Raw genomic sequence first — 21,116 nt, 5'->3', positions numbered from 1 at the left:
CCGCCGGAGCAGCGCCCGCTCGCTTATTCCGCTGCGATCGCGCCGAAATCGTCTTCGCCCTCTTCGCCGTCAGACAAAGATTTGAGTTCGACGTTCATACCGAGTGAGCGCATTTCCTTGACGAGCACGTTGAAGCTCTCCGGAATGCCGGCCTCGAAGGTGTCGTCACCCTTGACGATCGCTTCGTAAACCTTGGTGCGGCCGACCACGTCATCGGACTTCACCGTCAGCATTTCCTGCAAGGTGTAGGCCGCGCCGTACGCCTGCAATGCCCAGACCTCCATCTCGCCGAAGCGCTGTCCGCCGAACTGCGCCTTACCGCCCAGTGGCTGCTGTGTGACGAGCGAGTATGGCCCGATCGAACGCGCGTGGATCTTGTCGTCCACAAGGTGATGCAACTTAAGCATGTAAATGATGCCCACGGTGACCTTGCGGTCGAATGCCTCACCAGTGCGGCCATCATAAAGCACCGACTGCCCCGAGGAATCGATTCCGGCCTTGATCAGCATTTCCGACACATCGGGTTCACGCGCGCCATCAAACACCGGGGTTCCCATCGGGACACCGGCAGCGACATTGCCGACAAGTTCAACGATGCTTGCGGTTGATCGGCTATCGAGGTCCTCGAAATATTGCTCGCCGTATACATCCTTGAGCCGTTCGATCACCGCTTCGGGTGGCTTCACATCGGCATAATCTTCGGCGGCGTTGGGATTGGCGCGTTTCCACTCTTCGAGCTTTTCCGCAATATCCATGCCGAGCCCACGTGCGGCAAAGCCCAGATGCGTTTCAAAGATCTGCCCGACGTTCATGCGCGAAGGCACGCCCAGCGGGTTGAGCACCAGGTCGACTGCGGTGCCATCTTCGAGAAACGGCATGTCTTCAACCGGCAGGATGCGCGAAATCACACCCTTATTGCCATGGCGGCCAGCCATCTTGTCGCCCGGTTGCAGCTTGCGCTTCACCGCGACAAAGACCTTGACCATCTTGAGTACGCCCGGCGCCAGTTCATCACCGCGTTCGAGCTTTTCCTTGCGGTCCTCGAACTTGGCGTTGATGATCGCCGCGCTGTCGTCATATTGCGACTTGATCGCTTCGATCTGGGCTTGACGACCGTCGTCTGCAACCGCGAATTTGAACCATTCGTGGCGGTCAAGTTCTTCCAGCAGCGCCTCGGTGATCTCGACGCCTTTCTTCAATCCCTTGGGCGCAGCCGATGCGGTCTGACCGATCAGCATTTCGCGCAAGCGGTTGTAGGTCGCGCGGTTGAGGATGTTGCGTTCATCCGCCGCATCCTTGCGAAGGCGCTCGATTTCCTCGTTCTGGATCGCGCGCGTACGGTCGTCAATCTCGATCCCGTGGCGGTTGAACACCCGGACTTCGACGATCGTGCCCGCCACGCCCGGCGGCAGCCGCAACGAGGTGTCACGCACATCGCTCGCCTTTTCGCCGAAGATCGCGCGGAGCAGCTTTTCTTCCGGCGTCATCGGGCTCTCGCCCTTGGGCGTGATCTTGCCGACCAGAATGTCGCCCGGATGCACTTCTGCGCCGATATAGACAATGCCCGCTTCGTCGAGGTTGCGCAAAGCTTCCTCGCCGACATTGGGAATGTCGCGGGTGATGTCTTCCGGGCCGAGCTTGGTATCGCGCGCCATGACTTCGAATTCCTCGATATGGATCGAGGTGAATACGTCATCCTTCACGATGCGTTCGCTGATCAGGATCGAGTCTTCGTAGTTGTAGCCGTTCCACGGCATGAACGCGACGAGGCTGTTCTTGCCCAGCGCCAGTTCGCCGAGATCGGTTGAGGGACCATCGGCGATGATATCGCCCGGCTCAACCGTTTCGCCCACTTTGACCAGCGGACGCTGGTTGATGCAGGTGTTTTGGTTCGACCGCTGGAATTTTTGCAGTGTGTAGATGTCGACGCCAGACTGGCCTGCTTCAACATCACCAATTGCGCGGATCACGATTCGGGTCGCATCGACCTGATCGACGATCCCGCCGCGCTTGGCCGCAATTGCTGCGCCGCTGTCTCGTGCGACAGTTTCTTCCATCCCAGTGCCGACCCATGGTGCCTCAGCCTTGACCAGCGGCACTGCCTGACGCTGCATGTTCGATCCCATGAGAGCGCGGTTGGCGTCATCGTTTTCAAGGAACGGGATCAGCGAGGCCGCAACCGAAACGAGCTGTTTCGGCGAGACGTCCATCAGCGTGACCTGCTCGCTCGGTGCCATCAGGTTATCGCCAGACTGGCGCGCCGAAATCAGTTCTTCGACGAATGTGCCATCATCATTCAGCGCAGCAGATGCCTGTGCAACGGTATGTTTCTGCTCTTCCATCGCGGAAAGGTAGATCACATCGCCGGTGACATGGTTGTCCTTCACCGTACGATACGGCGTTTCGATAAAGCCATATTTGTTGACCCGGCTGAAGCTCGCCAGCGAGTTGATCAGGCCGATGTTCGGGCCTTCCGGCGTTTCAATCGGACAGATGCGGCCATAATGGGTTGGGTGAACGTCACGGACTTCAAAACCCGCGCGCTCACGCGTCAGGCCGCCCGGCCCAAGCGCCGAAACGCGGCGCTTATGCGTCACTTCGGACAGCGGATTGGTCTGATCCATGAACTGCGACAGCTGCGAGGAGCCGAAGAATTCGCGCACCGCGGCCACGGCCGGCTTGGCGTTGATGAGATCGTTCGGCATGACGGTCGATACATCGACGCTGCTCATACGCTCCTTGACCGCACGCTCCATGCGCAGCAGGCCGACGCGGTACTGGTTTTCCAGCAGCTCGCCCACCGAACGGACACGGCGGTTGCCGAGATTATCGATATCGTCGACTTCGCCCTTGCCGTCCTTGAGGCCGACCAGTTCCTTGACCACGGCAAGAATGTCTTCCTTGCGCAGGGTCGTCACGGTGTCTTCAGCATCAAGGCCAAGGCGCATGTTCAGCTTTACGCGGCCAACCGCCGAAAGGTCGTAACGCTCGGCATCGAAGAACAAGCCCTCGAACAGCGCGTCGGCGGTTTCCTTGGTCGGAGGTTCGCCCGGACGCATGACCTTGTAGATCGCCTCAAGGCCCTCATCACGGTTTTCGGCCTTGTCAGCCTTCAACGTGTTGCGGATCCACGGCCCGGTGTTGATTTCGTCAATGTCAAGCAGGTCGAGTGTGTCGATGCCGGCGCCGTCGAAAGTTTCGACATGCTCCAGTGTGACCTCGTCCCCGGCCTCAATATAGATGCGGCCTGTCGCTTCGTCGATCAGATCATAGGCGGCATAGCGGCTGACCACTTCCTCAAGCGGTAAAAGCAGGTTGGTCAAACCATCCTTGGCGGCCTTGTTTGCGGCGCGCGGGCTGATTTTCTGACCCGGTGCAAAAATCTCTTCGCCGGTGTTTGCATCCACCAGAGCAAAAGTGGGCTTCTGCCCGCGCCATTGGTCGGCCACGAAGGGCACTTTCCACCCATCCTTGGCGCGTTCCCACGTTACAGTGCCATAGAAATGATGCAGGATTGCCTCGCTATCGAGGCCCAGCGAATACAGCAGTGCGGTGACTGGCAGCTTACGCTTGCGATCGATTCGGACGTTGACGATGTCCTTGGCGTCAAATTCAAAATCGAGCCACGAACCGCGATAGGGGATCACGCGAGCAGCAAACAACAATTTGCCCGACGAATGCGTCTTGCCGCGGTCATGATCGAACAGCACGCCCGGCGAGCGGTGCATTTGCGACACAATAACGCGCTCGGTACCGTTGATGATAAAGGTGCCGTTCTCGGTCATGAGCGGCATATCGCCCATGTAAACGTCCTGCTCCTTGATATCGAGGACCGAGCGAGTTTCGGTTTCCTGATCCACTTCGAACACGATCAAGCGCAAAGTGACCTTCATCGGAGCGGCATAGGTGATCCCGCGCTGGCGACATTCGGTCGTGTCGTATTTCGGATCTTCGAGCACATAATGCACGAAGTCCAGTTCGGCGGTGCCGGCAAAATCACGGATCGGAAAGACGCTGCGCAGCGTCTTCTCAAGACCGGAAACATAGCCTGTGGCAGAGTCCGAACGCAGGAATTGTTCATAGCTTTCGCGCTGAACTTCGATCAGATTGGGCATCTGGACGACTTCGTGGATGTCGCCGAAAATCTTGCGGATGCGCTTTTTCGCGGTGCCTTCTGCCTTGCGGCTGCGCACAGCCCCTTTGGGCTTCGAGCCTGCTGCCGGAGCTTTGGTTGCCATGGAGGAGATGTGCCTCTTTATCTGATATGCGCGCAGGGCAAAGCCCGCTTGCGGATTAGCCGGTGGTCGTCTCACGGAAACTGCACCATATTCGACGCAAAAGCGCCGCGAACCCGGCAACACCCTTTCGGAAGTCATCCCGGCAGCAGCTCATTCACCGTCGCGTATATGGCAAAGCGCCGCTTCCATCCCTGGACCGATCCCCGCGTATGAATCAGCCCTGCTCGAAGCTGGCGTGTGATGGCCATGTAGGAATGGCGGCGCCCGGTGTCAAATGCGACACGCAAAGTTTCGCGCCTAGAGCGGGGTTTGGGCAGGTTGCGCTGCATACGATCTGCCTCCTCAACGCGTAAAACGATATGTTGAATATCGTTTTTCAATATTATTGCTTGACAATAAATCGAATCGCTTCTAGATCGACCTTATTGAATATCAATAACGACCTTCAAGGAGAACGATATGACACACCCACTCACAAACTCGCTCGCGGTATTGGCTGCTGCGATTCTTACGATCACCTCAATCACCACGATCGTCACTGTGCCTCCCGCTTCTGCGCAAAGCGCCAATGCGACCGGCGCGGTCGTCGAACTCGCCTGAACGCGGCCACAACCATGAAAGGCAAACCCATGGCAAAAAAACTCAACGACCCGCTGCTGATGGCAGCCAAAGGGATTATCTATTTCATCCTTGGCGTTCTCGCCTTCGCAGGCTTCTTCGTCCTGCTTGGGGTTCCGACCACCTTGTTCTTCGGCGCTGACCTGGGCGCGGATTTCAACGCTGCCGATCTGCCTCAGCACGCCTATTGGCTCATTGCCCTGCTGCTCAGTGCAGTCGCCGGTCTACTCTATATCGGCATTCGCTTTTTCCTGTACATGCTGCGGATTGTGCAAAGCGTGGGCGCAGGCGATCCATTCGCGCCGGAAAACGCCGACCGGCTGACCGCGATGGCGTGGATCACGCTGGCGATCAATGTGCTGATGCTGCCAGTCGCTGCCCTCGGCATTTATGTCGCCAAGCTTGCCGGTGAAGCGCCTGGCACGGTGGATGCCGACCTGGATTTCGGCGGGATTGTCCTGATCCTGACGCTGTTCATCCTCGCCCGCGTGTTCAAACACGGCGCTGCGATGCGCGACGACCTCGAAGGGACCGTGTGATGCCCCCCAAACCCCACGATATCGACGAAGGAGCAACGATCATGGTCAAACTTGACGACCTGCTGCACGACCGCCGCATGACCCTTACCGAACTGGCAGAGCGGGTGGGCCTGACACTGGCCAACCTCTCGATCCTGAAGACCGGCAAGGCCAAGGCGATCCGCTTTTCCACCCTCGCCGCGATCTGCCGCGAGCTGGAATGCCAGCCGGGCGATTTGCTCGCTTTTAGCGACACTCCGGCATGATGAGCGCGCAGAAAGCAGGGGGATGGTCCGCCATCTCCCTGGCAGCCAGCTACACCGCTGGATTCGGGCTCTTTGCTTTTGCTGTCGACCGCACGGGATACCAAGGCGCAACGGGTGAACTGGCTTTCGCGCTCAACAATTCGCTGGTTCTCTCGGTTGCCATGATCCTCCTTTACATCATGGTAGGAGCGGCGCTCATACCCCTTTCTTTCGCACTGGCACCCGAGGAAGCGCCGCACAATGCCAAGTGGTGGGGCAGGGTCGGTCAGGGCTTTGGCGTGACATGGTCGGCCCTGGTTTTCGGCAGCGGCATGATCGGCTTGGTTGGAATTGGGGGCGCGGCGCGGCTTGCGCTCGAAGAGCCCGAACGGGCGGCGACGGTCTGGCAAGTGATCGGCCTCGTCCAGAACGCGCTCGGGGGCGGTATCGAGGTCGTCGGCGGTTTGTGGAGTCTGATCTTCGGTTCTCTCGCGCTCGGCGGGTTCATCCTGAACCGGGCGCTTGGCTGGCTCGGCATCGTCATCGGTATAGCAGGCATGGCAACGATAGCCCCGCCACTTGCCGATCTCGCCATGATCTTTGGACTGGCTCAGATCGTTTGGTTTGGCTGGGCCGGGGGCGTGATGCTACGGCAAAAGCGCAGACGGATTGCGCGCCCCGGATGCTAATTTCGGTTGACTCTGCCGCTGCGAACCATAAAGGCCCGCCGCGATCCCTATGCGGGATTGTCTGGCGGGTCTTTACGGATTTGCCGGTCATCCGTCCGAGACAGTTGGTGAGAGCAATCGGGCTCTCTTAATTTCCAGCCTAGACGGGGAAACGAGATTCCGGGGGTCCACACAAGTGGTCGCCCGCGTGTCCGCAGCGATGCTGACACACAACCTCCTTCCCTTTCAACGGACTCGCCCGTGTCGGAGCAATCGCTCCCGAACGGACAAACGTAGCCGGTCGTGCGGGAGCCTTCCTGTTCGGCCATTAGTGAAGGAGTATGGCATGGATCGTTCGCAAAAGACCGACGCGGTTGCCCAGCTCAATGCAGTCTTCAACGAGGTCAGCGTGGTGGTCGTCACCCGCAATCTCGGCATGACGGTGGCTCAGTCCACCGACTTGCGCACGAAGATGCGTGATGCTGGCGCTTCCTACAAGGTTGCGAAGAACCGTCTCGCCAGGCTCGCCCTGAAAGACACCGACTACGTCGGGCTCGATGATATGCTCACCGGTCCGACTGCACTGGCTTGGTCCACGGACCCGGTCGCGGCTGCCAAAGCCGCTGTCGATTTCGCGAAATCGAACGACAAGTTGGAAATCGTCGGTGGCTCAATGGGCACGCAGGTGCTCGACGAAGCCGGGATCAAGGCGCTTGCCTCGATGCCGAGCCTCGATGAGCTGCGCGGCAAGATCGTGGGTCTGGTCAACGCCCCGGCGACGAAGGTCGCCCAGTTGATGAACGCCCCTGCGAGCAAGCTGGCCCGAGTGTTTGGCGCATATGCCGCCAAAGACGCTGCCTGATTATATAGGCCTCAGAGACGCAATTCGCACTTAACGAAACATCATGGGGCAATTGATACGCCCCGCCTAGTAATGGAGTGAACATCATGGCTGATATTGCCAAGCTTGTTGAAGAACTTTCGAAGCTGACCGTCCTTGAAGCGGCAGAACTTGCAACCGCTCTCGAAGAAGCATGGGGTGTTAGCGCCGCTGCTGCTGTTGCGGTTGCGGGCCCCGCTGCTGGCGGCGATGCTCCGGCTGCAGAAGAGCAGACCGAATTCGACGTCATCCTGACCGGCGACGGCGGGAAGAAGATCCAGGTCATCAAGGAAGTCCGTGCCATCACCGGCCTGGGCCTCACCGAAGCCAAGACCCTTGTCGAAAGCGCCCCCAAGGCGGTCAAGGAAGGCGTGAACAAGGCCGAAGCCGAAGAAGTGAAGGCCAAGATCGAAGCTGCTGGCGGCACCGTCGAGCTCAAGTAAGCTTCGACCAAATTCGACCGTTCAACGAAGGGGCGGTGCCAGCGATGGCGCCGCCCTTTTCTTTTGGTGATTATATACTTTGCAAACACACTCCATGATGCTATAAGGATCGCACCAACGGAGTTACTGAAATGTCTGCGCTTTCCCGTCCCGAGTTCCACAGCGAAGAAGCGGCTTTTGCCCACCTTGAGCGCATCATTTGGGGCGAAGCGCCGATCTGCCCTCATTGCGGTGGACTGGACCGGATCACGAAGGTGAAGGCCAATCCAGCAAAGCGCATTCGTCACGGACTGCACCGCTGCGGTGACTGCAAGAAGCAGTTTACGGTGAAAGTCGGCACGGTGTTCGAACATATGCGTCTGCCGCTCCATAAGGCGCTGCAGGCGGTCTATCTCGTCACCAGCAGCAAGAAGGGTATCAGTGCACACCAGCTCCACCGGACGCTCGAAATCACCTACAAGAGCGCGTGGTTCCTCCTGCACCGCATTCGTGAGGCGATGCGCGATGGTGGCGAGCTTCCGCCTATGGGCGGCAATGGTGGCGTGGTCGAAGTCGATGAAACCTTCATTGGCCGTAAGCAGGGTATGCTCAAGAAGCGCGCGTTCCACCACAAGATGAAGGTGCTGGCACTGGTAGACCGAGAAAGCGGAAAAGCCCGCACGATGGTGATTGACGATGTGAAGGCCGAAACCCTCATGCCGCTGGTGATCGCCAATGTTGACCGCGAAGCTCGCGTGATGACAGACGAACACATCGGCTACCGCGACGCTGGCAAGTGGTTTGCCGCTCATGGCACTACCAGCCACGGCAAGGGTGAATACGTGAACCTTGAGGATCGCAGCATTCATAGCAACACGGTGGAAGGCTATTTCAGCATCTTCAAGCGAGGCATGAAGGGCGTTTACCAGCATTGCGGCGAGGATCACCTGCACCGCTATCTCGCGGAGTTCGAGTTTCGCTATAACAATCGTGCGAAGCTGGGCTTCAACGACACGGACCGGGCCGGGAATGCCCTTCGCGGTATCGTTGGTAAGCGACTGACCTATGGGGGGCCTGCTGCGGGGTAAAAGGAAAAATTCCTCTTGACAGCCTATTGACGGTGCCAGTGTTTTGCTGTCTTGTGCGAAGCTAACTGCTGGTTAATCGAGCGTCACAATTTTCTGAATTTGTCAAGTCCCTATTGACTTTTCCACGAATCTTGTTATCTACACAAACAGCGAGGTCATCAGGTGCTGAAAATCCTGATGATGTCAGGAGAAGGTTTAGCCGGAAGCGCGGTCTCAGGACTCGCTTATAGGCATTTGGGGCCTCGCTAACTCATTAAGTTCTAGGGCGCATGTTCCACACGCTAAAGCGTGTGACTCCTCTGGCGCTGTCTTGTTCAAAAGACTCTAGGCCGCTTTTCTCAAGCACGAGCTGGGCAAGGTTGCGCTTCGACTCACGCCCTGTAACTAGTTTGTGCTTGCCGTTGCGGGCCGCACAAACGGCCCCTAAGATAACGTCGTTCAGCTGTAGCAAATCATCGTCGTGAGATTCTTGCGACACAACCTGCTTGATTGGGTTGCCCGAAATTCCATGCGTTTTCGCAATCCCCGCATTGAGCATATCGCGAAGATCATTGAGGCTAGTGCTGCTGTTACGCTTATCCAGACAAACGCACATTCCCTCAGCGTGCGGATAATATCGACTAAACCGATGCAGGATCAGCTGGTAGTAGAGCTTTGACAGCCCAATATCGGCGTCACCATTATTGAACTTCCGGTGATTTGCTCGATGACTGTCAAAAATGATAGAATGAAAGTGCAGATAGTTTGCGTTGTTCAAGGCGAAAAATAGGTCAACAAGGGCGCGATACTCAGCTTCCTTTTGGTTCGAAATTTTCGTCCATTTTAACTCTGAATGCATGTTGTGCTTCGTTCGAAACGCATCGATATTCTGATGAATCTCGGGTATAGCGCCCTTGCGAACACAAAGCCCGCCAACCACAGTAAAGCGGTCATTAGAAATTCCGCTTTCATCTGCGAAAAACACATATTCTTGGGGTGGGCAGAAACCAGGCATACGAAAATGACTGAATCGAACGAACAAAAGAGTCAATCCAACAAGTTCAAAGAACTTGCCCGCGAACTCGAATGCGACGAGGATGAGGCCCGCTGGGATGAGCGGCTGCAAAAGGTCGCCAAGGGCAAGCCTGACGAGAAGTCTGAATGAGGCAACAACAAGAAGGGCCTCTTGAGCGCAAGTTTTGGAAAACTGTCGGAGTTGTAACCTTCGGCCCGATAGCGCTGGCTCTGGGCCTAATCATTCTTGCTGCGGTCTTTGGCGTTGGGCGCGACAGCACCGACGCCATAGGTCTTTTGCTCTTCTTTGGCCTAGCGATGGTGGGCGTGCTGAATTTCGGCTTTGGCCTTACTAACATCGTGAAAGGCAAATCCGATCAGTTCAATTGGACGTGCCTGCTGCTGGGCGGAGGCTTTGCGGCATTTTTCGGAAGCGGCGTGTTGCAGGCTTTAGGCGTAGAGTTCTGATAGCGCAGCGGCGTGTTTGCAAAAGATACAATCGCCTTTCTTTTGGCAATTGCGAAGCTGGCAAACGACCGCCGCGGCAAAGCGCAATAAGCATCAGCTTCTACGCGACCGCAGATTCGACCAGATATGCCGCCATCGTCGCCGCCAGCCCACCGATGAATATCCGGTAAGCGTAAGATAAGAAGCGATATTTGCGCCGGTAAAGTATCTGCCCGTTCTGATGGATGTCCTTGAGCATCGCCCGAAACAGAGCTTCATCCGTTGCGAACCTTTCCAGCATTTCTTCGGTCCATTGTTCCTCGCTCATTGCGGCAAAATGGCCGAAGAACAGCGGATTGACTGCGGCTGGGTCGCTGGGCGGCTTGCCCAGCGCTGGGAGCACTGCGAGCACCGCAAACAGCGAAGAGAGAAAAGCGGTCGCAGCAAGGCAGAACATAGAGGCGTTCAATTCACTATTGATCAGGCGCGTCACGGCCAGCGAGAACACCACGAATGTCGCCCCGATCAGGATCGACGCCTTTTGATCCGCCATTTGCGACAGCGTCAGTGTGTTGATCTGGGCAGTGCGGAGCAAATGCACAGACTGCACCGAAAATTGCCGCGCTGGCGGTTGTTCTCCCGCCCCTGACAAGGGCGCGGCGGCCACGCCTATATTCAATCCCGGCTTCGCTTGTGTCACGCCGTGTTTACCCCCACATATCCCAGCATGACGTGTGCCAGCGACAGCAAAGCTTGACAAGCTTGGCCCCGAAACGCTTTTCAGGCGTTAGGTACGGCATACGCTAACCAGATTTCATCCAACAAGAGCATCTATCACCATGACCGAAGCCGAAGTCGACGAACGCATTCGCGACCTGATCGAGCCTTTCAATAAGAAAGACATTGATATCGTTGCAGCGACGACCTTTGCCAATGATCTCGAATTCGACAGCCTGACGGTGATGGATTTCGTCGCCGAAATCGAGGATGAATTCGACATTATCATCAGCATGAACCAGCAGGCGGAAATCGAAACTTACGGCCAACTAGTCAGCGCAGTGCACAAGCTGCAAGATAGCTGATAAGGGGCCGTCCATGACATACAGCACAGCGACGGTCGAGACTCCCAGGCGCGACCTCTTTTCAAAGTTCGATCCGATCATCCAAACGCGAGAGACTTTGCTCGCCAGCGGGGTCCAGGATCCTTTCAATTTGGTCATGGAGAAAGTTCTCTCGCCCACCCGCGCCGTGTGCAACGGGCGCGACACGATCTTGCTTGGCACCTACAATTACATGGGCATGACGTTTGACCCGGACGTGCTTGAAGCGGGAACCAAGGCGCTCGCCGATTTTGGTTCGGGCACAACGGGCAGCCGCGTGCTCAATGGCACGTATCAGGGTCACCGCGAATGCGAGGATGCACTTCGCGAGTTTTACGGCATGGACCACGCGATGGTCTTTTCCACCGGCTATCAGGCCAATCTCGGGATTATCTCGACGATTGCCGGCAAGGGCGATTACGTCATCCTCGACATCGACAGCCACGCCTCGATCTATGATGGCTGCGCGATGGGCAATGCCGAAATCGTGCCCTTTCGCCACAATGATATCGAAGCGATGGAAAAACGCCTGCGCCGAATCCCCGAAGATGCGGGCAAGCTGGTGATCCTCGAAGGCGTCTATTCGATGCTCGGCGATGTTGCCCCGCTGAAAGAGATGGTCGCCATCGCCAAACGCTATGGCGCGATGGTTTTGGTCGATGAAGCGCATTCGATGGGCTTCATCGGCGAAAATGGCCGCGGCGTGGCCGAAGAACAGGGCGTGATGGACGACGTCGATTTCATCATCGGTACGTTCTCCAAGAGCGTCGGAACCGTCGGCGGCTTCTGCGTTTCGAACCACCCTAAGTTTGAGATCATGCGGCTCGTCTGCCGCCCCTATGTGTTCACCGCCAGCCTGCCGCCCAGCGTGGTCGCCACCGCCGCCGTCTCGATCCGCAAGCTGATGCATGGGTCGAACAAGCGTGCGCACCTTTGGGAAAATTCCAAGCGGCTGCATGGCGGCCTGACCCAACTGGGTTTCCAGCTTGGCACCAGCGAACCGCAAAGCGCCATTGTCGCGGTCATCATGCCCGATCTGGAACGCGGCGCAGCCATGTGGGAGGCACTTTTGCAAGAGGGGCTTTACGTCAACCTTGCCCGGCCGCCCGCCACACCTGCGAACATGACCTTGCTGCGCTGTTCGCTCTGCGCTGAACATTCCGCACAGGAGGTCGGAACGATCCTCGCCATGTTTGAACGCGCGGGAAAATCGGTCGGGATTATTTCCTGACCGGCCGCACCTTCAACCGATGCCGCGCACCTGTTCCAGTGATGTGACGTTGGCGCAGGGACCAGCTTCGCCTTCGTCGTCGCTGGTAAACTGAGTGATCGCCAAAATGCCGCCAACCACCAGCAGCACAAATGCCGCCGTGACCAGGCCGAGATATTTCTCGATGAAGACCTTGATCGGCGCACCAAACAGCTGAAACAGAACGCCGACTGTAAAAAAGATCATCCCTCTGCCCACTAGGCTCGCGAGCACAAAGGTGACGAGGTTCATGCCAACGAAACCTGCGGTTATCGTCAGCAGCTTGAACGGGACCGGGGTGGCCCCAGCAAGAATGATGGCTTCCCAGTCATATTCGTTGAGGTAACAGGCCGCGACCGGGAAACTGTCGGTCAGGCCGATGATGCCCAACAACCATTCGCCGACCGTGTCGTAAAGGCCCCAGCCAATCGCATATCCAAACAACCCGCCTGCAACCGATGCAAGCGTTGCGATCAATCCAAACCGCATCGCCCGCCCGGGTTCGGCAAGGCACATCAGGCCGAGCAGCGGATGCGGCGGAATCGGGAAAAAGCTGGCCTCGATGAAGCAGAAAAACGCCAGCCACCAAACCGCATGGGGATGTGCGGCCTTGGCCATCGTCCAATCGTATAAAGCGCGAAGCCAAGCCACTTGCTGTGTGTCCCTATCCGGTGTGCTGCGGGCCATTAGGTCAGCGCCTGCGCACATGCAACTGCAATTGAGTTCACCAAATAGGTTATTTATCTTGACATCGTGACGCTCTTTGGTTATCAGGGGGCATCATCGAGAAATAGCGATTCGCCACCAGGCGGCCTTCCAGCGGGAAGTGCCGCCTTTTTTATTGCCAATTGCGGAGACTGTGCATGGCCAGAAAGGGCACCAAGCAAATCAGACTCAACCCCAAGCTGACTTGCGGCGAGGAACCCGGCCTCAGCCCGCATTGGCGCGGGCTGTTTCTGGATTATCTGGCGGAAAGCTCGAACGTCTCGGAATCCGCGCGCAAAGCCGGGATCAATCCCAGCCGCGCCTATAAAGTGCGGCGCCAAGAGCCCGAATTCGCAAGAGCATGGCTGGTTGCGCTGTGGGAGGGCTACATCCACCTCGAAATGGAGGTCGTGCGCCGCCTGCGCGAAGGCGATCATTCGACCATCGAAGCCGACAAATATGATTTTTCCAACGCCATCCGGCTGCTGAACGCCCACCGCGAAAATGCCATCCGCGCGCAGGCGCAGCAACGCAATGTCAGCGCCGCCGAGGTACGCGCATCGATCGACCGCAAGGTTGAAGCCATCCGCCTGCAAGTCCGTCAGGAACGCCTGCGGTCCGGCACCAATCCGGGTGGGAACACATGAAAGAGGCGTTCGATTGGCTGGCGGAGGAAGAGGACGAGGTCCGCGCCCGGATCGTCGCTGCGCTGGACCAGCAGGAACTGAATGAGTTTGAATACCACTGGGACCTGATGGCGCGCGGCGCGCAGCGGCCGCCTGATGAAAACTGGCGGATCTGGCTCATTCTGGCAGGGCGCGGTTTCGGCAAGACCCGCGCCGGAGCGGAATGGGTGCGGATGATTGCCGAAACCACCTGCATGGCCCGCATCGCACTGGTGTCGTCGTCATTGGCAGAGGCCCGCGCCGTCATGGTCGAAGGTGAAAGTGGCTTGCTGGCTTGCTCCCCGCCTGAAAGCAAGCCGACATTCGAAGCCTCGCTGCGGCGGGTGCGCTATCCCAATGGCGCGCAGGTCCAGCTGTATTCGGCGGCAGAACCGGAAAGCCTGCGCGGTCCGCAGCATAGCCACGCCTGGTGCGACGAAATTGGCAAATGGGCACTATCGAACGACCGTGCGACCCGCGCCTGGGATAATCTGTTGATGGGCCTCAGGCTGGGCAGCGACCCGCGCATCGCCGTCACCACGACGCCGCGCGCGGTGCCGCTGGTTCAGCGCTTGATCGATCAGGAAAAGGCAGGCGATGCGGCGGTAACGCGCGGATCAACCTATGATAATGCGGCGAACCTGCCCGAACGGTTCCTGGCTGCGATTGAGAGCGAATTTGCCGGAAGCCAGCTCGCGCGGCAGGAGATCGCGGGCGAGATGCTGCGCGATATCGAAGGCGCATTGTGGACCCGCGCGATGCTTGATCGGGCCCGCGAAGAATTGGGGCGGGATGATCTGCGCAAGTCAGATTTGCGCCGCACAATCATTGCGGTCGATCCGCCTGCCTCCGCGACGGGAGACGAATGCGGGATCATCGTCGCTGCCGTGGATGAAGACGGCGGCGCGGTCGTGCTCGCCGATTGCTCGATCGCCAAGGCGCAGCCTGACCAGTGGGCCAAAGTCGTCGCGGATGCCGCCCGGCACTGGCAGGCCGACCGAGTGGTCGCCGAAGCCAATCAAGGCGGCGCAATGGTCGAAAGCGTGCTGCGCGCCGCCGACAGCGGCCTGCCGGTCAAGCTGGTTCACGCCAGCCGCGGCAAGATCGCCAGGGCTGAACCAGTCGCGGCGCTCTATGCGTCGGGGCGGGTGCGCCACCGCGGGCTTTTCCCGCTGCTCGAAGACCAAATGTGCGGATTGTTGACCGGTGGCGGATATTCCGGGCCGGGCCGCAGTCCTGACCGCGCCGATGCGCTGGTCTGGGCGCTGACCGAACTGATGCTTGGGCGCGCGTCGCAGCCCAGGGTGCGCCCTTTATAGCGCGCTGAACCAAAAGACCTGTTTCAAAAAGGAATTGCAATGGCATTGCTCGATTCTCTGCTCTCCGCCTTCAAGGGCGGGGAGGAAAACCGTGTGCCGCTTGCACCGGGAACCCTGCAAGGCTGGATGCCGGCCTTTGCCGACCATGGCGGTGCGCGACTCTATCAATATGACCGTGCGGTGCGCGAAGGGTTTCTCAGCAATCCGATTGCGCAGCGGTCGGTGCGGATCGTTGCCGAGGGCGTTGGTCAGGCACCGATGAGCGGCAATGACCCCGATCTGGCCGCGCTGATTGCTGCAACCAGCGCGGGCCAGTCGCTGATCGAAACGCTCGCCGCACATGTGCTCTTGCATGGCAACGGCTATGTCCAGATTATCAAAGATGCGAGCGGCCGGCCGATTGAATTGTTCGCCTTGCGTCCTGACCGGGTCAAGATCGTGGCGGGCCACGATGGCTGGCCCTGCGCCTATGAATATTCGGTGTTTGGCGACCTGATCACCATCCCGGTTGAGGATGACAATGGCTGGCCCAATATCGTCCAGATCAAGGCGATGCACCCACTGGACGATCATCTTGGAGCAAGCGCACTTGCCGCCGCGCAGCAGGCCGTGGCGATCCACAATGCGGCGTCGGAATGGAACCGATCGCTGCTGGAAAATGCCGCCCGCCCGTCGGGCGCGTTGATCTATGATACGGGTGACGGCGCGGGATTGACCCGCGACCAATTCGAACGGCTCAAGGGAGAGCTTGAGACGGCGTTTTCTGGCTCGGGCAATGCCGGGCGTCCGATGCTGCTCGATGGCGGTCTCAGATGGCAATCGATGGCGATGTCACCCGCTGACATGGATTTCGCCACCCTCAAGAGCGCCGCCGCGCGCGAGATTGCACTGGCGTTCGGGGTGCCACCGATGCTGCTCGGGCTGCCGGGTGACAACACCTATGCCAATTACCGCGAAGCCAATCGTGCGCTGTGGCGGCTGACGCTGCTGCCGCTCGCCGAAAAATTGCTGGCGGCGCTGCTCGAGGGGCTTTCGCCGTGGTTTCCGGGCAGCACGCTGGCGATCGATCTCGACCGCATCACCGCGCTTTCGGAAGACCGCGAACGGCTGTGGCAACAGGTTTCAGGCGCTGAGTTCCTGAGCCGCGCGGAAAAGCGTCAGATGCTTGGCTTTCCGGCAGAGGAGAACATTCAATGAAACACGAAGACATGCTCGCCAGCCTGATGGTGCAGGCGACCGCTGACGGCGCAGAACTGGTCACATTGCGCGCGATTGTGGAGGAAACCAGCGAGCTGGCGGCGGAGCGCGTGCTCGAACGGCTGGGCCTGGCGGATGCAGGTGCCGAGGGCGACCTCGATGAACTCAGGGAATTGCTGCGCGCCTGGCGCGATGCCAAGGCGAGCGCGTGGAAGGCCTTTATTGACTGGGCGGTGCGCGGGCTGCTGGCCGGACTCTTGATCGGAATTGCCGTGCGGCTTGGCGTTTGGGATCTGTTCTGATGGAGCCCGCAGTCATCCCGCGCGAAGCGATCCGGTTTGCAGGCTATGCCGGTTTGTTCGGCATTCCCGATGCCAGCCGCGACATAATCCGACCCGGTGCCTTTGCCGCAACGCTGGCCGCGCGCACGCAGCCGCTGCCGCTGCTGTGGCAGCATCGCCCCGACCAACCCATCGGTGTGGTCGAGAGCATCGCCGAGGACTGCCGCGGCCTGCGGGTTGTGGCTCGGATCGACCGGATCACCAGCCGCGCTGCGGCCATGCTGCTCGCCAAGGCGGTCAATGGGCTGAGCTTTGGCTACCGCGCCCGCGCCGCGCGTTATTCGGATGAGGGACGCGAATTGATCGCCATCGACCTGTTTGAGGTCAGCCTCGTCACCCACCCCCTCCAATTTGGAGCGCGGGTTCACCTCATTACCTGAATTGCGGGCGCCGCAATCCAACCCCGTCGGGCCGCCAATCGGGGCGGCCTTTTTCTTGCCCAACAGAAAGGCCCAATACCCCATGGATATCACGATCCCTACCCCTGCCACTTCGGACCCGCTGGAGCAAAGCTTTGATATTGTCGCCCGTCAGGACCAGACCGAAACCGAAGTCAAAGCGCTGCGCAGCGATGTTGACGAGGTGAAAGCGCGGCTCGACAAAGTCTCACGCGCCGCATCGCGCCCCGCACTTGGCGGCGCTCCGGCCATTGATGCTGAGGTCAAAGGCTTCGTTGATGGCTATTTGCGCCGCGGCCGCGAAACCGAGGTCAAGTCGATCAACGGTGCCACGCCTGCCGATGGCGGCTTTGCCGTGCCACGCCAGATTGACGCCATGATTGCCCGCGAGCTGGTGGAAATCAGCCCGATCCGCGCCATTGCGCAGGTTGTCCAGACCGGCACATCGGGTTACCGCAAGCTCGTCGCCACCGGCGGCACGGCTTCTGGCTGGGTCAGCGAAACCGCCTTGCGGCCCGAAACTGCGACGCCGAATTTTGCAGAAATCGCCCCGCCCAGCGGCGACCTTTACGCCAATCCAGCCGCCAGCCAGTCGATGCTCGATGATGCCGCCTTCGATCTCGAAACATGGCTTGCAAGCGAGATTTCGATCGAGTTCGCCCGCGCAGAAGGCATGGCCTTCGTCGACGGCACCGGCACCAACCAGCCGCAGGGCTTCCTGCGGGCCGGGACCAGCACCGCCGAAGATGGCGTGCGCAGCTTTGGCCAGCTGCAATATATCGGATCGGGCAACGCCACTGGCTTTGACGCGGCCCCCGATGCCCGGCTGATCGACCTTATCCATGCGCTCAAGTCTGGCCACCGGCAGGGCGCGAGCTTTGTGATGAATTCGTCCACCCTGGCGAGCGTGCGCAAATTGAGAACCGCCGATGGCGCGTTCCTCTGGCAACCCGGTCTCGTCGACGGTCAGCCCGATCGGCTGCTGGGTTACCCGGTGATTGAGGCCGAAGACATGCCCGATGTCGCAGCGGGCGAATTCCCGATTGCATTCGGCAATTTCCGCCATGGTTATCTGATCGCCGAGCACAGCGCGACGCGGGTCCTGCGCGATCCATTCTCGAACAAGCCGTTTGTCCACTTCTACGCGACCAAGCGAGTTGGCGGGCAGGTGCTCGATTCCAATGCGATCAAGCTGCTCAAGATCGAAGCCTGATGATCCCTGGGGGCCGCTGCAGCGCGGTCCCCAGATCCCCCGATAGATCCCCGGCGAGGCAGAGCCCCCCTTGCTCCCCCGCCGGTTCCCCGCACCCGCGCCGCCCCGGGCGGCTCTCCTGTCCCGCAGATGCGGCGCGGGTGCCCCTTGTTGCAATATGAAAATGGAGACCGTGATGCGGCGCAGGATCGTAGAGCCAGCGGATGTTAGCGCCTCCGCTCTGGCCGAACTCAAGTCATGGCTTGGTATCAGCCGGCCCAATGAAGACGCACTGCTCACCGGATTGCTGCATGCAAGCCTTGATGTCTGCGAAGGCTTCACCGGCCAGGCCCCGCTTTCGCAGCTGGTCGAAGAGCGCATTGCTCCTCGCGCTGGCCGATACAGCCTTAGCTCGCGGCCCGTCAGATTGCTGGTTTCTGCGCATCTCGCCGCGCAGGATGGCACTCTAACAGCGCTGGAGGAAAGCGCTTACAAGATTGAACTGCAAGCGGCTGGCACTGGCTGTGTCCACCTGCTTGCGGATTCCGAGGGCCAGGCGGTTGTCCTGCGATTGCGGGTCGGGATTGCGGAGACCTGGGAAACCACCCCCGCAGCCATCAAACAGGGTTTGATTCGGCTCGCTGCATTCCAATACCGCGACCGTGATCGGACCGGCGGAAGCGGCAATGATGCTGCGCCTCCGGCCAGCGTGACCGCGCTATGGCGTCCGTGGCGCACGCTGCGACTGCGATGATCAAGGCCGCTGCACCGACCACTGATCTGGTCCGTCGTCTAACCGCGCACGCCGCCCGCATAGGCCAGCAACGCGCCAAGCTGCTCGCCCGCACGCAAACTCAGGCCCGCACAAACTGGCGTTCGCCGCGCGAGCTCTGGCCCGATCTCGAACTGGATTGAAATCATGGAAAACTTCCTTCGCGCTGCGCTGATCGATTGGCTGCGCGGCGATCCCGGCTTGGCGGAGATCAACGCCATCGAAGAAGAAACGCCGGTAAGCGCCAGCGCCCCGTGGCTGGGAATCGCCGCCAGCGCCTCCACAGATTGGGGGACCAAGGACCGGGTAGGGCGCGAGGTGCGGCTCGCCTTGGAACTTGAAAGCCGCTCCGACGAACCCGGCGGCGATGGCGCGTTGCTGGGCGCGATCGAACGCCGGGTGCTGGGCCTGCCCCCGTTCCATCCCGGCTTCGAGATCGCCTCGATCCGGTTCCTGCGGTCACGCAGCGAGGAGCGCCCCGGTCATCTTCGCGGCGCGTTGCTCGAATTCCGCTTTCGCATTTTTGCCCCTCAATCCTGAACCAAATACGGAGAAAAATCATGCCTGCTCAAAACGGGTCCGCTTTCCTGCTCAAGATCGGCGACGGCGGCGCGCCGCCGACCTATGCAACAGTCGCCGGGCTGCGCACCACGCAAATGTCGATCAATGGCGATGCCGTCGTCGTCACGCACAAGGAATCGGGTGGATGGCGCGATCTCCTGTCCGGGGCTGGGACGCGGTCCGTGTCCGTCAGTGCGGCGGGAATCTTCCTTGGCAGTCAGGCGGAAAGCTCGGTGCGCACTCATGCACTTTCCGGGACCATCGACGATTATGAATTGTCGTTTGAAGACGGCGAGCGGCTGCGCGGACGCTTTCTGGTCCAGCGGCTCGACTATTCCGGCGATTTCAACGGCGAGCGCAATTACACGCTGCAGCTGGAAAGCTCCGGCCCGGTTGTGCCTGCATGAGCCGCGCAGCCAATCCAATGCGCGGAGAGGCCGAGTTGCCATATGGCGAGCGGGTTCTCCGCCTGCGACCAAGTTTTGAAAACCTTGTTGCTGCCGAAGCGGAACTGGGCTCGCTGTTCGCGCTGGTTGAACGCGCGTCGGAGGGCGGCATCACGATCGCGGAAATCACCGCATTGCTGTGGCATTGCATTGTCGATGAGCCCCGCCCGTCCCGCGAGAATGTGGGCTCAGCCGTCCTCGATTTGGGCCTGGTGGCCGCAACCAAGCCGGTGCGCGCAGTGCTCGCGCAGGTCCTGCAGGGGCAAAAATGAACAATTCAGGGCCCGTGACCTTTGGCGAGGCCGTGCGATTCTGGCGGAGCCTCGCGGCGCGCCTGCTCGGATGGCGACCGGGCGAATTCTGGCAAGCGACACCGGCGGAATTGCTGGGTTCGATCTGCGATCCCGAGGCCGAGGACAAGACCGCCGGACCTAGCCGCGAATTAATCGACCAGATGCTGGAGCGCGATAGACATGGATGAGAAATTCGAAGAACTCGTGATCGAGGTTCGGGCGACGACCGATGGTTTCAACGCCGACCTTGAAAACATGCGCGGGGCGCTGGACACATCCTTGCTGGATGGCTTTGGCAAGGCTGGCTCGGTCTTGGAGCGCGGTCTGCTGTCTGCGCTCAGGCGCGGCAGTCTGGGATTTGACGATCTCAAACGGGTCGCATTCAGCACGCTGGACTCGATTGCCGCGCATGCATTGAATTCTGGCCTCAGTTCTGCACTTGGCGGATCAAAGTCCGGGTTCGGCGGGCTGATTGGCCAATCATTGGGGGCGCTGCTCGGCCTGCCCGGGCGCGCCACAGGCGGTCCGGTAGCGCCCGGGCGCGGTTATATAGTGGGCGAAAACGGCCCCGAATTGTTCGTTCCGACAAGCGCGGGAAAGATTGCGCCCAATGCTGGAACGGGCTCGGGTGGCCGTGACGTCAAAGTCGCCATTCAACTCGCCGCGCCGCGCGGAACATCTGCGCCCACTGCCATGCAGAGGTCGTCCCGCCAAGTCGCCAGCGCCGTGCGCCGCGCACTCCAGGAACGCTAAGGAAGGGA

Annotated in this window: 28 protein-coding genes; 23 read left to right on the top strand and 5 right to left on the bottom strand. The window is 59.7% G+C overall.

Annotated features, from left to right (window positions below; all coding sequences use genetic code 11):
* Positions 1-23 precede the first annotated feature (23 nt).
* Complete coding sequence (gene rpoB, locus ACM64M_RS02305; protein ID WP_416227019.1) at positions 24-4,238, bottom strand: DNA-directed RNA polymerase subunit beta; 4,215 nt, start codon at positions 4,236-4,238, stop codon at positions 24-26.
* Positions 4,239-4,697: 459 nt separating this feature from the next.
* Between rpoB and ACM64M_RS02300 the strand changes: the two genes are divergently transcribed.
* The 7 genes from ACM64M_RS02300 (at position 4,698) to ACM64M_RS02270 (ending at position 8,677) form a co-directional block, all read left to right on the top strand.
* Complete coding sequence (locus ACM64M_RS02300; protein WP_416227018.1) at positions 4,698-4,838, top strand: hypothetical protein; 141 nt, start codon at positions 4,698-4,700, stop codon at positions 4,836-4,838.
* Positions 4,839-4,867: 29 nt separating this feature from the next.
* Complete coding sequence (locus ACM64M_RS02295; protein ID WP_416227017.1) at positions 4,868-5,395, top strand: DUF2975 domain-containing protein; 528 nt, start codon at positions 4,868-4,870, stop codon at positions 5,393-5,395.
* The gene (locus tag ACM64M_RS02290) at positions 5,395-5,640 is read left to right on the top strand and encodes a helix-turn-helix domain-containing protein (protein WP_416227016.1); all 246 of its coding nucleotides are present in this window, start codon (positions 5,395-5,397) and stop codon (positions 5,638-5,640) included. Before ACM64M_RS02295 ends, ACM64M_RS02290 begins: the two co-directional genes overlap by 1 nt.
* A complete protein-coding gene (locus ACM64M_RS02285; protein WP_416227015.1) occupies positions 5,640-6,308 on the top strand; it encodes a hypothetical protein in 669 nt (222 codons plus the stop codon). The genes ACM64M_RS02290 and ACM64M_RS02285 overlap by 1 nt, the downstream gene beginning before the upstream one ends.
* A gap of 325 nt (positions 6,309-6,633) precedes the next feature.
* Positions 6,634-7,149 (top strand): 50S ribosomal protein L10, encoded by a 516-nt coding sequence (gene rplJ, locus ACM64M_RS02280; RefSeq protein WP_416227014.1) that lies wholly within the window; start codon positions 6,634-6,636, stop codon positions 7,147-7,149.
* 86 nt (positions 7,150-7,235) lie between these two features.
* Entirely contained in the window at positions 7,236-7,610 is a 375-nt protein-coding gene (gene rplL / locus ACM64M_RS02275) for a 50S ribosomal protein L7/L12 (protein WP_416227013.1), read from the top strand.
* Positions 7,611-7,741: 131 nt separating this feature from the next.
* Complete coding sequence (locus tag ACM64M_RS02270) at positions 7,742-8,677, top strand: IS1595 family transposase (protein WP_416227012.1); 936 nt, start codon at positions 7,742-7,744, stop codon at positions 8,675-8,677.
* Positions 8,678-8,930: 253 nt separating this feature from the next.
* On the opposite strand, the gene ACM64M_RS02265 is transcribed toward ACM64M_RS02270, so the two are convergent.
* Positions 8,931-9,671, bottom strand: coding sequence for a DUF3800 domain-containing protein (locus ACM64M_RS02265; protein WP_416227011.1), 741 nt, complete (start codon positions 9,669-9,671; stop codon positions 8,931-8,933).
* Positions 9,672-9,677: 6 nt separating this feature from the next.
* On the opposite strand from ACM64M_RS02265, the gene ACM64M_RS02260 reads away from it, so the two are divergent.
* The gene (locus ACM64M_RS02260) at positions 9,678-9,821 is read left to right on the top strand and encodes a hypothetical protein (protein WP_416227010.1); all 144 of its coding nucleotides are present in this window, start codon (positions 9,678-9,680) and stop codon (positions 9,819-9,821) included.
* A complete protein-coding gene (locus ACM64M_RS02255; RefSeq protein ID WP_416227009.1) occupies positions 9,818-10,138 on the top strand; it encodes a hypothetical protein in 321 nt (106 codons plus the stop codon). The genes ACM64M_RS02260 and ACM64M_RS02255 overlap by 4 nt, the downstream gene beginning before the upstream one ends.
* Positions 10,139-10,238: 100 nt before the next feature.
* Here the strand turns inward: ACM64M_RS02255 and ACM64M_RS02250 are convergent, their stop codons facing one another.
* Entirely contained in the window at positions 10,239-10,718 is a 480-nt protein-coding gene (locus ACM64M_RS02250) for a Pycsar system effector family protein (protein WP_416227349.1), read from the bottom strand.
* 238 nt (positions 10,719-10,956) lie between these two features.
* On the opposite strand from ACM64M_RS02250, the gene ACM64M_RS02245 reads away from it, so the two are divergent.
* Together ACM64M_RS02245 and spt are read left to right on the top strand one after the other, a co-directional pair.
* A complete protein-coding gene (locus ACM64M_RS02245; RefSeq protein WP_416227008.1) occupies positions 10,957-11,199 on the top strand; it encodes an acyl carrier protein in 243 nt (80 codons plus the stop codon).
* 13 nt (positions 11,200-11,212) lie between these two features.
* Positions 11,213-12,448 (top strand): serine palmitoyltransferase, encoded by a 1,236-nt coding sequence (spt, locus tag ACM64M_RS02240; RefSeq protein ID WP_416227007.1) that lies wholly within the window; start codon positions 11,213-11,215, stop codon positions 12,446-12,448.
* Positions 12,449-12,460: 12 nt separating this feature from the next.
* Here the strand turns inward: spt and ACM64M_RS02235 are convergent, their stop codons facing one another.
* Complete coding sequence (locus ACM64M_RS02235) at positions 12,461-13,084, bottom strand: YqaA family protein (protein WP_416227348.1); 624 nt, start codon at positions 13,082-13,084, stop codon at positions 12,461-12,463.
* Positions 13,085-13,329: 245 nt separating this feature from the next.
* On the opposite strand from ACM64M_RS02235, the gene ACM64M_RS02230 reads away from it, so the two are divergent.
* The 7 genes from ACM64M_RS02230 (at position 13,330) to ACM64M_RS02200 (ending at position 19,037) form a co-directional block, all read left to right on the top strand.
* Positions 13,330-13,818: a hypothetical protein gene (locus ACM64M_RS02230; RefSeq protein WP_416227006.1), complete on the top strand. Its 489-nt coding sequence runs from the start codon at positions 13,330-13,332 to the stop codon at positions 13,816-13,818.
* Positions 13,815-15,155 (top strand): DNA-packaging protein, encoded by a 1,341-nt coding sequence (locus ACM64M_RS02225; RefSeq protein WP_416227005.1) that lies wholly within the window; start codon positions 13,815-13,817, stop codon positions 15,153-15,155. The genes ACM64M_RS02230 and ACM64M_RS02225 overlap by 4 nt, the downstream gene beginning before the upstream one ends.
* A gap of 39 nt (positions 15,156-15,194) precedes the next feature.
* Complete coding sequence (locus ACM64M_RS02220) at positions 15,195-16,352, top strand: phage portal protein (protein ID WP_416227004.1); 1,158 nt, start codon at positions 15,195-15,197, stop codon at positions 16,350-16,352.
* Positions 16,349-16,654 (top strand): DUF6127 family protein, encoded by a 306-nt coding sequence (locus ACM64M_RS02215; RefSeq protein ID WP_416227003.1) that lies wholly within the window; start codon positions 16,349-16,351, stop codon positions 16,652-16,654. Before ACM64M_RS02220 ends, ACM64M_RS02215 begins: the two co-directional genes overlap by 4 nt.
* Positions 16,654-17,073, top strand: a complete 420-nt coding sequence (locus ACM64M_RS02210; protein WP_416227002.1) for an HK97 family phage prohead protease — start codon at positions 16,654-16,656, stop codon at positions 17,071-17,073. Before ACM64M_RS02215 ends, ACM64M_RS02210 begins: the two co-directional genes overlap by 1 nt.
* An 82-nt stretch (positions 17,074-17,155) precedes the next feature.
* Entirely contained in the window at positions 17,156-18,304 is a 1,149-nt protein-coding gene (locus tag ACM64M_RS02205) for a phage major capsid protein (protein ID WP_416227001.1), read from the top strand.
* A gap of 175 nt (positions 18,305-18,479) precedes the next feature.
* The gene (locus ACM64M_RS02200; protein ID WP_416227000.1) at positions 18,480-19,037 is read left to right on the top strand and encodes a head-tail connector protein; all 558 of its coding nucleotides are present in this window, start codon (positions 18,480-18,482) and stop codon (positions 19,035-19,037) included.
* A gap of 38 nt (positions 19,038-19,075) precedes the next feature.
* Here the strand turns inward: ACM64M_RS02200 and ACM64M_RS02195 are convergent, their stop codons facing one another.
* Positions 19,076-19,204 carry a hypothetical protein gene (locus tag ACM64M_RS02195; RefSeq protein WP_416226999.1) on the bottom strand — a complete coding sequence of 43 codons (129 nt, stop codon included), beginning with the start codon at positions 19,202-19,204 and terminating at the stop codon, positions 19,076-19,078.
* On the opposite strand from ACM64M_RS02195, the gene ACM64M_RS02190 reads away from it, so the two are divergent.
* The 5 genes from ACM64M_RS02190 to ACM64M_RS02170 are packed head-to-tail and all read left to right on the top strand — an operon-like array spanning position 19,203 to position 21,108.
* A complete protein-coding gene (locus ACM64M_RS02190; RefSeq protein WP_416226998.1) occupies positions 19,203-19,595 on the top strand; it encodes a DUF3168 domain-containing protein in 393 nt (130 codons plus the stop codon). The two genes, ACM64M_RS02195 and ACM64M_RS02190, sit on opposite strands and share 2 nt — an antisense overlap.
* Positions 19,596-19,615: 20 nt before the next feature.
* Complete coding sequence (locus ACM64M_RS02185; RefSeq protein ID WP_416226997.1) at positions 19,616-20,023, top strand: phage major tail protein, TP901-1 family; 408 nt, start codon at positions 19,616-19,618, stop codon at positions 20,021-20,023.
* On the top strand, positions 20,020-20,334 hold the full coding sequence (locus ACM64M_RS02180; protein ID WP_416226996.1) for a gene transfer agent family protein: 315 nt from the start codon (positions 20,020-20,022) through the stop codon (positions 20,332-20,334). Before ACM64M_RS02185 ends, ACM64M_RS02180 begins: the two co-directional genes overlap by 4 nt.
* A complete protein-coding gene (locus tag ACM64M_RS02175) occupies positions 20,331-20,543 on the top strand; it encodes a phage tail assembly chaperone (RefSeq protein WP_416226995.1) in 213 nt (70 codons plus the stop codon). The genes ACM64M_RS02180 and ACM64M_RS02175 overlap by 4 nt, the downstream gene beginning before the upstream one ends.
* Positions 20,536-21,108, top strand: coding sequence for a tail tape measure protein (locus tag ACM64M_RS02170; RefSeq protein ID WP_416226994.1), 573 nt, complete (start codon positions 20,536-20,538; stop codon positions 21,106-21,108). The genes ACM64M_RS02175 and ACM64M_RS02170 overlap by 8 nt, the downstream gene beginning before the upstream one ends.
* Positions 21,109-21,116: the final 8 nt, after the last annotated feature.

Origin of the sequence: Qipengyuania sp. ASV99, from assembly GCF_047872805.1 — a bacterium.
Classification (GTDB): Bacteria; Pseudomonadota; Alphaproteobacteria; order Sphingomonadales; family Sphingomonadaceae; genus Erythrobacter.
Note: the sequence above shows the minus strand (reverse complement) of the source record. Positions and strands in the feature narration are given on the sequence as shown.